This window comes from Rhizobium sp. 862_C5_N1_2, assembly GCF_051811205.1.
GTDB classification, from domain to species: domain Bacteria; phylum Pseudomonadota; class Alphaproteobacteria; order Rhizobiales; family Rhizobiaceae; genus Rhizobium; species Rhizobium leguminosarum.
Genome location: NZ_JBPWPT010000002.1, coordinates 1,215,739 through 1,227,620, shown reverse-complemented (window position 1 = coordinate 1,227,620; position 11,882 = coordinate 1,215,739). Strand labels below are relative to the sequence as shown.

At 57.5% G+C, this 11,882-nt stretch carries 12 protein-coding genes and 3 pseudogenes; 7 read left to right on the top strand and 8 right to left on the bottom strand.

Features of this window, described 5'->3' with window-relative positions; genetic code table 11:
- Positions 1-111 precede the first annotated feature (111 nt).
- Positions 112-276: a hypothetical protein gene (locus tag ACD590_RS29990; RefSeq protein WP_439004071.1), complete on the bottom strand. Its 165-nt coding sequence runs from the start codon at positions 274-276 to the stop codon at positions 112-114.
- Positions 275-505, bottom strand: a pseudogene (locus ACD590_RS29985) (hypothetical protein); the annotation flags it as partial. The pseudogene ACD590_RS29985 and the gene ACD590_RS29990, both read right to left, overlap by 2 nt.
- A 188-nt stretch (positions 506-693) precedes the next feature.
- On the opposite strand from ACD590_RS29985, the pseudogene ACD590_RS29980 reads away from it, so the two are divergent.
- Positions 694-817, top strand: a pseudogene (locus ACD590_RS29980) (nucleotidyltransferase); the annotation flags it as partial.
- 90 nt (positions 818-907) lie between these two features.
- Here ACD590_RS29980 and ACD590_RS29975 read toward each other — a convergent pair.
- Positions 908-2,701, bottom strand: a complete 1,794-nt coding sequence (locus ACD590_RS29975; RefSeq protein ID WP_439004041.1) for a tetratricopeptide repeat protein — start codon at positions 2,699-2,701, stop codon at positions 908-910.
- Positions 2,702-2,965: 264 nt separating this feature from the next.
- Between ACD590_RS29975 and ACD590_RS29970 the strand changes: the two genes are divergently transcribed.
- Both ACD590_RS29970 and ACD590_RS29965 read left to right on the top strand, forming a co-directional pair.
- Positions 2,966-3,433: a hypothetical protein gene (locus ACD590_RS29970; RefSeq protein ID WP_112907020.1), complete on the top strand. Its 468-nt coding sequence runs from the start codon at positions 2,966-2,968 to the stop codon at positions 3,431-3,433.
- A gap of 32 nt (positions 3,434-3,465) precedes the next feature.
- Entirely contained in the window at positions 3,466-3,996 is a 531-nt protein-coding gene (locus ACD590_RS29965) for a CYTH domain-containing protein (protein ID WP_439004040.1), read from the top strand.
- On the opposite strand, the gene ACD590_RS29960 is transcribed toward ACD590_RS29965, so the two are convergent.
- From ACD590_RS29960 to ACD590_RS29950, 3 genes are read right to left on the bottom strand one after another with little or no spacing between them, the layout of a single operon-like run.
- Entirely contained in the window at positions 3,959-4,897 is a 939-nt protein-coding gene (locus tag ACD590_RS29960) for a DUF2950 family protein (RefSeq protein WP_283186720.1), read from the bottom strand. The two genes, ACD590_RS29965 and ACD590_RS29960, sit on opposite strands and share 38 nt — an antisense overlap.
- Before the next feature lie 29 nt (positions 4,898-4,926).
- Complete coding sequence (locus tag ACD590_RS29955) at positions 4,927-6,318, bottom strand: DUF3300 domain-containing protein (protein WP_439004039.1); 1,392 nt, start codon at positions 6,316-6,318, stop codon at positions 4,927-4,929.
- A 41-nt stretch (positions 6,319-6,359) separates the two neighbouring features.
- Positions 6,360-6,674, bottom strand: a complete 315-nt coding sequence (locus ACD590_RS29950; RefSeq protein ID WP_018245765.1) for a hypothetical protein — start codon at positions 6,672-6,674, stop codon at positions 6,360-6,362.
- Positions 6,675-6,980: 306 nt separating this feature from the next.
- Between ACD590_RS29950 and ACD590_RS29945 the strand changes: the two are divergent.
- The 4 genes and pseudogenes from ACD590_RS29945 to ACD590_RS29930 all read left to right on the top strand — a co-directional run.
- Positions 6,981-7,103, top strand: a pseudogene (locus ACD590_RS29945) (HlyD family secretion protein); the annotation flags it as partial.
- Positions 7,104-7,183: 80 nt separating this feature from the next.
- A complete protein-coding gene (locus tag ACD590_RS29940) occupies positions 7,184-8,896 on the top strand; it encodes a SulP family inorganic anion transporter (protein WP_130729642.1) in 1,713 nt (570 codons plus the stop codon).
- Positions 8,897-8,914: 18 nt separating this feature from the next.
- A complete protein-coding gene (gene ppk2, locus ACD590_RS29935; protein WP_018245768.1) occupies positions 8,915-9,760 on the top strand; it encodes a polyphosphate kinase 2 in 846 nt (281 codons plus the stop codon).
- Positions 9,761-9,798: 38 nt separating this feature from the next.
- Entirely contained in the window at positions 9,799-10,911 is a 1,113-nt protein-coding gene (locus tag ACD590_RS29930) for an AI-2E family transporter (RefSeq protein WP_131598518.1), read from the top strand.
- 127 nt (positions 10,912-11,038) lie between these two features.
- Here the strand turns inward: ACD590_RS29930 and ACD590_RS29925 are convergent, their stop codons facing one another.
- Both ACD590_RS29925 and ACD590_RS29920 read right to left on the bottom strand, forming a co-directional pair.
- Positions 11,039-11,275: a hypothetical protein gene (locus ACD590_RS29925; RefSeq protein ID WP_130718964.1), complete on the bottom strand. Its 237-nt coding sequence runs from the start codon at positions 11,273-11,275 to the stop codon at positions 11,039-11,041.
- 236 nt (positions 11,276-11,511) lie between these two features.
- Entirely contained in the window at positions 11,512-11,862 is a 351-nt protein-coding gene (locus ACD590_RS29920; protein ID WP_018245771.1) for a potassium channel family protein, read from the bottom strand.
- Between the last annotated feature and the right edge of the window lie 20 nt (positions 11,863-11,882).

The following is an 11,882-nucleotide window of genomic DNA, read 5'->3' as shown; positions in this document are numbered from 1 at the left end:
GATCTTTTTCCCAGGTAACTGCGCAATTTTGAACGAAAGCGCTTCAGTTGCGCAGTTACTATATGCCTCGATTCGTTACCAATTTACAAATGCTTAACCAAACCGCCCGTTTCAGCCGATCGAGACGGCTGGCGACATGACACAGATTTCAGGTGATTCGCGCATTGCCGACGGCTCGAAGTAACTGATACCCACGGTGGCTTTCCAGCCGACCGGGAGGTCAATGACGTCGCCGTATAAATCCACTTTATCAATAGCTTGGGCGCTGTCTCTCATTTCCGCGCTTATCGTCCTCCGTTTCCGGAAAATCTTTCTGCAGCATAAAGAGATTGCCCTTGCCAGCCTTCCTCCAGCCCGAAGCGGCATCAGGCGACGTCACCGTCAGACCGCCGATATCGGCGGGCGCCGTAAATGCCTGGTGGCAGGAGAAGAGGCCGAAAAGCACGAGAACGAAAACCAAGGCTGATTTGACCCGGCCGATCCGATCGATATGCGCGTTGCTTATGCGCCCCTGCCCTTGCGTTTCGACTACCGCCGACGGATTTGGAGCCGGGTGCGGCCATTTCAACCCCGAGCTTTCATGAAGCTTTCTTGAGGTCTGATCGCAAAGCTGAGAGTAGACGGTGCGAAACTTTCGCCTGTCGATTTCTCATGAAACCATCCCGATGCCGCTTTGCAAGCAACGAGAACGCGGTCGAGTTCAAGAAGCGCGGCAGGATCTTGAAGTTCATCCTGTTCGGCTCCGATGCCCAGGATAGATGGGCCGATCAACCTTTCGTCGTGAAGGGAATAGCGATCTGATTTTGATCAGCTCATGTCATAGCGGCCAACCACGACCTTCAGGCTGCACGCGACGACCCTGCTATTCACCAAAGTGAGAATACAACCGACGTTGCAGTCGTTACACTCAGTTCCCAGGCTTCTCGTCGTATTGCAGCGGCAAGCCGGCTGCCTGCAGTCCTACAAAAAACCGCTCCTGGTCTTCGATCCGCACCAGCCGACTGGCGACCTCCTGTTTAATATTCGGGATCAACGCCGGTGAGTGGAGCTCGATCCAGTCGAGTTGCTCCTTCGCCTCGGCCTTCTTTCCCATGGAGCCGAGGATAGCGACCAGCACGAGACGATGCATCGGATTGTAATTGAGGTCCGACATGCGGGACCATAGTTCCGCAGCCTGTGTGTCCCCTCGCATGAAGGCGCAAAGCGCCATTCCCACCTCGTAATACCCGCGGGGGCCAGCATTTTTGCTGACGACCGCCGAAATCAGCTCGCATCCCCTGCCCCATTGGCCCGACATCGACAAGCGCAAGCCGTATTCACCGGCCACTTCAGTGTCGTTCGGATTGCTGGCATAGGCCGCCTCGCCGGCGCGCATGGCCCCGGCCAAATCACCACCGAAAAAATTGGCAAGCATGAGGGCCTGAAGTGCGCGCGCATTCTTTGGGTCGAGTTGCACGGCGCGCTCTGCAAATTTCTTTGCGACGCCAAGCGTGGCGACGGTCGGCCTTGTATTCAACTGATACGGAAAGCGAAACTCATCAAGATAGGTCAGGGACAACAGGGCCGTGGCGTTGGAATCGGCCGATTTTTCCTCAACCGAAAGTTGCAGACAGGTTTTTGCCATTTCGTGTGCACGGGCAGTCATTTCGCTGCGGTAGCTGTAATAGGACAAGACACATGAAAAGGCGTCCGCGCCATTAGCGATATTGGCGGTATCGGTCTGGAACATGACGCCAAATGGACGCGCGACTGCCGTTGCAATTTGCTCGGCAAGACTTGCCTGCGTTTTCAAGATGCCCTGCACTTTCATGTCGGCATCGTAATTGCTCGCCCAGATAACTGCCCCATCCGTCCGCCGTACAAGCCGCGCGGTTGAACGCAGCATGCTGCTTTCCAATCGCACGCCTCCCTGAAGGGCATAAAGCGGCTCTGGCGAAATCTGCCCCTCTCTGGACCGCGGCAAGTCGGTAACGACGACAATGTCGTTAAAGGGAACCAGCTTTTCAATAATGTCGTCGGTGATGCCCTGCGAAATGTCCAACGCAAGTCTCCCGTCGGAACTGCTTTCGAAGCGCTCGACGACAATGATCGGGCGACTGCCGACTCCGGATGCTATCTCAGTTCCCGCGTCAAGCGGCCTGTCATGCTGAAGCAGCGCGGCGACCGAGATAAAACTTATCACCACGCCTCCGGCAAGGAGCCAATTTCGGGATCGTGACAATTGGGGATTTGCCGTAATTTGCTTGATTACATCCCCGGGGGCATCAATCCGTTGTAAGCCCTCCTCCGAAGATATCGGCCATTCGGATTGCGGCATCGCTAACGTTTCTACGCCCGGCCTCATGTCGAAGACCGGAGCGTAGCCGCCCCTCGGAATTGTGATGATGACCCGGTCGGCGCTGCCGGCAGTCAGATAATAGTGCTCCAGCTCTCTGCGCAGCCGCCCTGCTTCGATGCGTACGCACGGATCCTGCTGGGCGTCGAAATTCGCATCTCTGCCAAAAACGGCTTGCGCGATGGTAAAGGCCTTTAAATAGTCGCGACGACCGGCAAGCGTTTCAGTCACGACAAATTCCAGGAATCGTCTCGCCCGCTCGGGAAGGCGAAATTCCGGACTGGAAAGAACGCGCTCGAGTTGCTGCTGCACTTCTTCGTGTGAAGCCAAGCCGCTGCCAGTTGCACCAACACCTGCACTTGTCATCGGTTCCCCGCCAGTTTCCGATTGCAAACAACCTGCAGTATAATGCTTCAGACAATAGTCCCGACTTGTCAGAACGGCAACGCCATTCGACCGAACAAGCTGACAGGGACAAACTAACTTTGACGGCCACCGACGTTCAGGGAGGGGGCAGCGAGCGCCGCATGCAAGCGTAAGATACAGTATACTACCGAAGCGGACGTGTATTTTACTGCCCTAGCCTCCCCGCGCGCCTTATCATTTCCGCGCATTATGGAGGAAGCGACGATGACATCACCTGAGACGCCAACATCCCATTCGATGACAAGCGCAGAGGATCTGCGCAAGCGTGCTCTGGAGCTTCAGCTTCTCGAAATGGAGCGCAACGAAAAGATCAAATCGCGGGAGGCAAAGAAACATGCCGAATTCGTGGAGGATTTTTTTCGCAAGCAAATCGGTGAAGCGGAACGCGCCGTTATCAAGCGGCTCGTGATGAAGGCAGCTGCGGACGGCAAGTACGAGGCCCTGATCTACAGCTTCCCCTCGACCTTCTGCACCGATAGCGGTCGAGCTATCAATAATAATCTTCCCGGATGGCAGAAGACGCTGCAGGGAAGGGCAAAGGAGCTTCTGGAACTGTTCGAGGAGGTTGCCAAGCCACAGGGCTACGGGCTCAAGGCGATGATCATCAACTTCCCCGACGGCATGCCGGGCGACGTGGGCTTCTTCCTGACCTGGGAACCGCCTGTCGAGTGACCGACGGAGCGATCCAAGCGAAGGAACCACCATTGAAAGCGACTGAAATCGAGCGCAAGTTCCTGGTCCGCGACGACAGTTGGCGTCATTGCGCCGACAATGGGCAGGTCCTACAGCAGGCTTATCTGTCCCAACGTAATCAGAGCTGCGTGCGCGTTCGCCTGATTGACGGACATTGCGGATACCTCACAATTAAGTTCCCCATGTCACGCCTCGCTAAAGAGGAATATGAGTACGAAATTCCCGTCGGCGAGGCACGTGATCTTCTGCTCGCCGCCGGTCACATTCTCGAGAAAACCCGCTACCGCGTTCTTCATGACGATAGACATTGGCAGGTGGACGTCTTTGCAGAACCATACGAAGGATTGACGCTCGCCGAGATCGAAATGGCGAGCGAGGATGATCGCTTCACGCTGCCGCAATGGCTTGGACGCGAGGTAACGGGCAACAACCGGCACTCCAACCGCGCCATGGCCGCTGCCTCGCATGTGTCGGCCATAGCGCAGGGAGCCACCGGCTGGGATCCTACTCGCCTACGATGGTCCAATCGGCATCCGGATTGAAGTCTTTTATCGCCGCGGCCCGCGCTTCGGTTTGCGGGCCGAGATCGCGCTGGTAGATGGCACTCCTCCCGTTGACGACAAATGTCTGCACGCCGGTCACCCGATATTTGACCGGCCAAGCGATAAGGGCAAAGCCGCCCGTCATGTAGCCGTTGACGATATAGCTTTTCTTGCCCTCAAGGACTTGGTCTCCCTGTGCAGTCAGGATGCGATAGCGATAGCCAAAGTAACCTTCCCCGCGTTTGGCGGCGCCGAAGGCCGCCGTTTCGACCAGCGCGCTTGCCGGGCTTTCCTCGGGATAGACGTTCGGATCCCAGTACAGGCCATCAAGTTTGCCCGGACTGCTGATCAATTTCTTCGCGAACTCAAAAATGCCATCGCCGTCACGATCCTCGGATGCGTATTGATACTGCGCCGCGACATATTCGTGCATCGTATCAAGGGTGGCGAGTTCATTTTCTCCGATGCGGCGGTTGATGATCTCTTCGAAACCGCGCTGGGTGTCAAAGGACCATTTGCCGTCCTTGCCTTCGGTCAGCGGAAACGGCAGCGGCCAGAGCCGATCGCCGATCGCAACGATCTTCATGCCTGCAGAATCCCGCAGAACCACTTGACGCTCGGCGCCCTCGCGGATCAATCCGTAGGCGATCATCGCCTCATTGCTCGAGCGCAGCTTGTCTGGCTTCAAGCCGAGCAAAGCGGCAAGATCGTCGATACTGTCGGAACTCAGGGCAGATTTCAGTTTGTCCAGAGCAAGCGATGGATTGTCGAATTTCGGCGACGGCGTTGCCGCCTTGTATTCGGCGAGATCTGTCTGCACTTGGGAGAGCACCGGTGCCGCCGGCATTGCGCAAAGCACCGTCGCAAGCATAAACGGAATTGCGATCGATTGACGTCTCATGATGTAACTCCTTGAGCTAGAAAGAGGTTTTACCGCCGTCCGCCGCCACCGCCGCGTCCACCGCCGCCGCCACGGCCGCCACCGCCGCGACTCGGCATTGGGCGCGACCGCTGCTGGGGGGGACGCGCTGACTGGCGATGGGCGCCCATGCTCTGCGCTCCCCGCTTTGAGGAGACAGCCTCGCGACGACCGGACTGGACGTTGCCAAGCGCGCTTGGTTGCCGTCCGCGATTGTCGGGTCTGGCGGCCATCTGCGGCTTGTTGGGCTTCTTGACGGATTTCTGCGCAGGCTTTGACGGACGATTGGCCGCCTTCTGAGGACGCGCCTCGGGCCGGGATGCAGCCGGGCGATTGGCGGCCGTAGGCCTATTTCCCTGCGGCCGCTCCTTCAGTCCCTGCGCCGTGCTTTTGCGAATATCTTCCGCTCGCACCGAATTGGCGCGATTCGCAGGTCTCTGGCTCGCCTGGATATCGTTAGCCCTGTTGCGCAACTGGTTGCGATTGTCGGACTGCAGCCCGGACTTGATCGCCGATCGGTCCAGCTTCGAAATCTGGTCCTTGCCGATACTCAGCTTGCTGCGATCGACATTGCTCCAATCGACGTCGTTCCACTTCAGCTTTCCGTTGAAGTTACGGTCGTTCAGGCAATTGTTGCAGTCGATATCGATATCGCCATCCCAGCGGCCACCCCATACACCCCAGTCATCCCAGTTGACGACGGCTGCCCAGGCAAGGCCGGTCACCGCGCCGGCAAAGAACGTCGCCCCGGGATAATAATAGTTGTCGTAATAATCGGGGTAATAGGAGACCGGCGCTGACGCATAGTCCGGCTCATAGAGCATTTCCGGCGGATATTGCGGGATATAGATCTTTTCCGGATCGGTTGGCCGGATGATGATGTTGTCGTTTTCGGTAACAACCGTCACCTTGTCATCCGTCTTGATGATGTTCTTTGCCACCGCTTCGTCGCGAAGCTGCTGGATGGCAATCAGGACATCCTTCTGCTGGTTGGCGAGCGCATCGGCGAGCGATTGGGTCCAGTCGAGATCCTCGCTCATCATCTTGACGATGTCTGGATAGTTGAGAAGCGAGACGACACTGCCGTCCCAATCACTCTTGGGCTTGAGATCGGAATTTTTCTTCTTCGCCTCCAGGAACCGCTGCGCCTCGATGATCTGGAGAGGAAAGAGCGAGGCAGCTGAAATTGCCGCGACCAACTCGTCCGGATAGAGGGCGATCCGTGCCACCAGTACTTCTAGCTCATCATCCGACAGAAGCGCGGTTTCGGGTTGGTCGGCACTCGTCTGTCCGGGTGCCGTTGCCGGCGCAGGGGTCTGGGCTCGCGCCGGGAGGGCCGGCTGGAACGCAATGATTGCGAGAGCCGACAATCCACCAAGCAGTTTGCGAGATATTGCTTTCATAACGCACGTACCTCCCTAGGATCATTGAATGACAGAAGCGCTTACGGAGATTTCGGGCCGGTCGGCGGCGACCGCCTGAGCACCACAATTTTCGATTGGGCGATCGCCTCCCCCATTTCTTTCAACAGGGCGTCGACGAGATCTGTATATTCCTGCCGCCGCGCCTCTCGAACAGCCTCCGGCAGCCGCTCGATATGTGCCAGAGCCTGCGCCGCAGCAGCGAGATCCTCACACATGCTGTGAAAGGGCTCGTCTACATAGAAAAGCCGCTGCACCAGCCGCTTCTGTTCGGGAAAAGAAGTTTCTGCCGTCTCGAGGGCGGACAAGTATGTCGAACCACTTTCTCCCGACACCATCTCCGCCTCCGCCGTCGAACTACGCTAAGCAGATGCAAGGGACTATATAACAGGCGGATCGCCGAGAGACGTAAAATACGCGATCTTACGTTAGCCGGCTTCCGAAAAACTCGGGAAATTCCGCACACGGAAACTCGAATGGCATCATCTCGCGGACCCCACCTCTTTAGTTTCCGCAGAGACGTTCTTGTCGCACGGGCCGACGTCCAAGGCCCCGGTGTAGCTTACGTGATGCTACGGGTCTTTGGGCCAAAGCGGGTCTAGAATTTCATGGTCGACAGCGACGGAACGGTGTGAATTCAGATCATGCCGGGCGGCGTCGTCGCGGAGGTCGCGGTCTATACCCACCACTGGCACCACGTGGCAGTTCTGCGAAAAGTGCTTCTGCGCATGAGCAGCTGGATGAACTTCGTGTTCCTGGAACATTGAAATGAGACGCCGATCCTTTCGGCATCAGCGATGCAAACGTGATGCCGGCAAGGTGCAGAGAAACATGTCAGGAGGCCGCGGTGATAGCCAATCTTCCGATCCTGCGTGGCCTGGCCGGTTTCAATCGAGACTGGCTCCGCAGTGACATTCCGGCTGGACTTTCGATTGCGGCCGTGGGCTTGCCGAGCGCCATCGCCTATCCGGCGATCGCCGGTCTGCCGCCTGAAACCGGCATCTACGCCAGCATCGTTGGTCCGATTGCCTACGCGATCTTCGGTCCTTCCCGGCTGTTGGTCATCGGCCCCGACGCCGCCACAATGACGGTACTTGCGGCTGCGATGGCGGCGATCATTGCGGCAGAGCCCGCCGCCGCCGGCATCGATCGGGTCGCCATCGCCTCGACCCTTGCCCTCGGGGTCGGTTTCTTTTGCATCGCTGCAAAGCTGCTGAAGCTCGGCGTCCTGGCAAGCTTTCTCTCCCGCCCCATCCTTGTCGGTTTCTTCGCAGGCGTGTCCCTCTCGATCCTGGTCGGCCAGATCGGTCGTTTTACCGGAGTGAAGATCGAGTCGGAGGGATTGATCCCGCCGCTCCTCGAGATTCTCCGCAAGAGCGCTTCGATCCATTGGCCGTCGCTCCTTTTCGGCCTGCTCATGTTCGCATTGCTATGGGCAGTCCGGGCCTTCCCGGTCAAGGTCCCCGGCCCCGTTCTGGTCGTCGTCCTGTCGGTCGTTCTTTCCGCAATCTTTGATTTTCAGGGGCGAGGCATCGCCGTCGTCGGCGACATTCCGAGCGGGCTGCCGATGCTCTCCTTGCCAGCACTCCATCAGATGCCGCTCGACAAGATCGTGCTCGGCTCCGCTGCGATCTTTCTCGTGAGCTTCGGCGCCGGCATCGTAGCCGCGCGCAGCTTCGCATCTCGGACCGGCGAAGAGGTCGATGCAAATCAGGAGCTGATCGGCCTTGGCGCCGCCAATATCGCACCCGGCCTCTTCGGTTCGTTTCCGATCAGCGTGTCGGATTCGAGAACCGCCATAAACCTGTCGACCGGCGGCGTCTCTCAAGCTTCCGGTTTGGTTTCGGCCGCCACGCTGGTTGCGGCACTTGTTTTCCTTCATAGTGCCTTGCGGATACTTCCAATCCCTGCGCTCGCGGCAATCCTTGCAACGGCAGCCATCAGCCTTATCGATGTTCACGAGCTCAAAAAGATCTGGCGCATCAGTCGCATGGAATTCGTCTTTGCGCTGATCGCAATGTGGGGCGCAATCAGCTTCGGCGTTCTCAACGGCGTAATCGTCGCCGTTGCCGCAACCCTTGTCTATCTGGTGCGCAAGACGATGTTCCCGCGCGACGGCCTTCTTGGCCGCATCGAGGGACGGCATGGTTTCTTCGACCTGGCCCGCTTTCCGGAAGCGCGCCCCGTAGAGGGTGCGGCAGTCTTCGCGATCCAGGGCAACATCCTGTTCTACAATGCCGATTACCTGCGTATGCGGCTGACGACGATTGCGAAGGAGCTCGCGGCCGGAACGAGCTGCTTTGTGCTGGATGCCAGTGCTATCACACATATTGATAGCACTGGCGCGACCACGCTCGCCGCTGTGGCCGAGATCCTTGCGAAGCGAGATATCATCTTCGCAATCGCCGACCTCAGCGAAGAAAGCCGCGACATTCTCGACCGCGCTGGAGTGATCAAGGCGATCGGCGCTCACAACCTTTTCAATGGCAGGGAAGAAGCCCTGACGGCGCTCACGAGCAAGAATAGCCAAGCGAGCGACTCGGCAAGCACTGAGCTTTAGACGCGAAGGAGGAGAACCATGGACGAGAAATATGAACCCCAGCAGGTCGATGCAGAGGCAGGCCGCAATGGCAAAGACAAAAAGAAGAAGAAGAAGTCATGGGATTATGACAAGGAAATCAGCCGCCTGCAGGTGGAACTGGCCCATCTGCAGGCTTGGATAAAAAAATCCGGCGCACGAGTGGTCATCGTCTTCGAGGGGCGCGATGCCGCCGGGAAAGGTGGCATGATCAAGCGTATCATGGAAAAGGTAAGCCCACGCGTCTTTCGCGTGATCGCCCTGCCCGCTCCGACCGATCGCGAGAAGTCCCAGATCTATATGCAGCGCTATATCGGCTATCTGCCGGCGGCTGGGGAAATCGTGATCTTCGATCGCAGCTGGTACAACCGTGCAGGCGTCGATCGCGTCATGGGCTTCTGCAGCGAGAAGAAGGCACAGCGATTTCTTGAACTGGCGCCTCGCTTCGAAGCGGCAATCGTCGAAAGCGGCATCATTTTGTTGAAATACTTCCTGACGGTCAGTGAAGATGAACAGGATCGCCGTTTCAAGCGCAGAATCGACGACCCGTTGAGACAATGGAAGCTCAGCCCCATGGATGTCGAATCCTATCAACGCTGGTGGGACTACACACGCGCCTATGACGAAATGCTGCGAATGACCGACAGCAACCATGCGCCGTGGTGGATCGTGCCATCGGATGACAAGAAGCATGCGCGGGTTAACTGCATCTCGCACATCCTGCAATCCATTCCCTATGAGCGTGTGAAGTTTGCGGCACCTGATCTCGGCAAACGCCAGAAACGCCCGTCGGATTTTGTCGAGGATAGCAGTATTCGGCACGTCGTGCCCGACACGACGTCATAGATCACCTCGGCCGGAACGGCGCGGGACGGGATGCGACGATGGAACAAATAACCGGAGATACGACGGCGCAAAGAGCCGACACGGGGCAGATTTCGATAGAGGCGAAGGTAAGCGACCTCGTCAGATTGGGTATTATCGGGCTCTTTGCCTATTGGACCCTGCTTCTCATCGCGCCCTTCGCGCTGATCGTCGCCTGGTCGGCCATCCTTGCGGTGGCGCTCTTTCCGATGTTCGAGGCGCTTTCGAGACTGATCGGAAACAGGCCCGTCATTGCCGCGACTGTCATTGTCGTGGCCTGTCTCGTCCTGATCATCGTGCCCCTGGCGCTCGTTGCGGTCAACGTTACCGATGCGATACAGCCGCTTCTCGCCAAATTGCGGGCTGAGAACTTCGCGCTGCCCGCCGCGCCGGCAACCATTCGCGAATGGCCCATTGTCGGTGAGCGAATTTATGACGCATGGAACCAGCTCGCTACCAATCTGGCATCGACCATCGTCAAGCTTCAAGCACCAATTCTCGAAGTCATGGGTGTCATCGTCGCAAAATTGGCCTCGCTCAGTGGCGGTGTCTTGAGCTTCGTCGCCTCGATTATTCTCTCGGGTATCCTACTCACCATGTCGCCGCGACTGGCTGTGGCAATACAGGTACTGGCAAGCAGGATCGCTGGCGATAAGGGCGTCGGCTTTGCGCGCCTGGCCGGAATGACCGTGCGAAACGTCTCGAGGGGCGTGATAGGAGTCGCCTTCCTGCAGGCGCTCTTATGCGGATTGTGCTTTGCCCTCTTTGGCATTCCGGCCCGCGGGGCCCTGACGTTACTGGTGTTTGTCCTTTGCGTAATGCAGCTCGGGCCTGCGCTGGTACTCGTGCCTGCCATCATTTGGGCGTGGTTCTCCTGGCCGACTTCGACCGCGCTCATCTTCACAATCGTCGCTGTCCCGATCATGGTTGTCGACAACGTCCTGAAGCCGATCCTGATGGCGAGAGGTCTCTCGACCCCGATGCCGGTCATACTGATTGGCGTGATAGGGGGCACCCTGTCATACGGTCTGCTGGGGCTGTTTTTGGGACCGATCGTCCTCAGTGTCTTTTATGAATTGCTGAGAGCCTGGGCCTGGCCGTCAGAGGCACCAGGCGGATCGAAAAATGCTTGAAACAAAGCGTGACCGACAAGACGGGAGGCATGAAAACACGCCGAACTCGTGTCAGGACTTGTCACAAGTCGAAAAATCTCCATCCGCCGACGGACTACCTTCCGGTTTTAAAGTGTGCATTCCCTCCTCACCGATCGGTGCAATACATGATGACTTCTTGCTCTATCTCGCGGCAGAGTTGCTCGTACTCCTTGATCAGGACTTCCTCCCTGGGACTCTGTCTTCGAAACCGGTCCAGCGCATCGGCGGCAAGATCGTAAGCTTCAAAGATCTCGTCCAGTGTCTCACTGGCCCTGTCGGCCAAAACACGACGGAAATCGGGGAGTCTAAGCATCAATTTCCTCCGTCCACGCTCTCTGCCCATTGATTAGCTCCGCGTTAAGCACCCCCGCAAATCATACGAAATCGCTCGAGTATCAGATCGTACCATAGGAGATCTGCATTGATGTGTTTTCGGAATGAGAGATCGGCTGGGATGCAATGGCGGTGGGAAGCCGTTTGCGGCGAACGTGGACATGCCAGCGCGAAAACGTAGCTTTATGTGACCTAGCATATCGATGGCACGCCGCCGGACGGGGGAAGACGTCTCGTTGACATGTCCTACTCCGCGCTGCCGCGATCAGTCGCGTTCAAGGCCTTCACAGTGACCGCAGCAACGACGCCGGTCAGTATAATTCCCGCAAAGCCGATCACCACTGCCAACACCCGCGCCGACACGTGCTTGGGCGTAAAATCGCCATAGCCGATAGTAAGCCCTGTAACGAAGGTGAAGTAGAGAGCTTCGTCGATTCGCCAATCCTCTATGCGCCATATCGCAAGGCCGGAGATGATCATTATCGACACAATGCCGGATAGAATCGGCCAGATTACCCGCAGCTGCTTAGCAAGCGCGATGAAGAACAGACGTCTAATTTGCCTATTGCTCGGCTCATTGCCTACTTTTGACGGCATGACTTCGACCTTTCTGCGGT

Bases quoted from the DNA above. Each gene is read 5' to 3' on its own strand.
- ACD590_RS29930 (WP_131598518.1), top strand. From the start codon at position 9,799: ATGGAACAAATAACCGGAGATACGACGGCGCAAAGAGCCGACACGGGG.
- ACD590_RS29950 (WP_018245765.1), bottom strand. From the start codon at position 6,674: ATGGTGTCGGGAGAAAGTGGTTCGACATACTTGTCCGCCCTCGAGACG.
- ACD590_RS29955 (WP_439004039.1), bottom strand. From the start codon at position 6,318: ATGAAAGCAATATCTCGCAAACTGCTTGGTGGATTGTCGGCTCTCGCA.
- ACD590_RS29975 (WP_439004041.1), bottom strand. From the start codon at position 2,701: ATGACAAGTGCAGGTGTTGGTGCAACTGGCAGCGGCTTGGCTTCACAC.
- ACD590_RS29970 (WP_112907020.1), top strand. From the start codon at position 2,966: ATGACATCACCTGAGACGCCAACATCCCATTCGATGACAAGCGCAGAG.
- ACD590_RS29990 (WP_439004071.1), bottom strand. From the start codon at position 276: ATGAGAGACAGCGCCCAAGCTATTGATAAAGTGGATTTATACGGCGAC.
- ACD590_RS29925 (WP_130718964.1), bottom strand. From the start codon at position 11,275: ATGGGCAGAGAGCGTGGACGGAGGAAATTGATGCTTAGACTCCCCGAT.
- ACD590_RS29960 (WP_283186720.1), bottom strand. From the start codon at position 4,897: ATGAGACGTCAATCGATCGCAATTCCGTTTATGCTTGCGACGGTGCTT.
- ACD590_RS29920 (WP_018245771.1), bottom strand. From the start codon at position 11,862: ATGCCGTCAAAAGTAGGCAATGAGCCGAGCAATAGGCAAATTAGACGT.
- ppk2 (WP_018245768.1), top strand. From the start codon at position 8,915: ATGGACGAGAAATATGAACCCCAGCAGGTCGATGCAGAGGCAGGCCGC.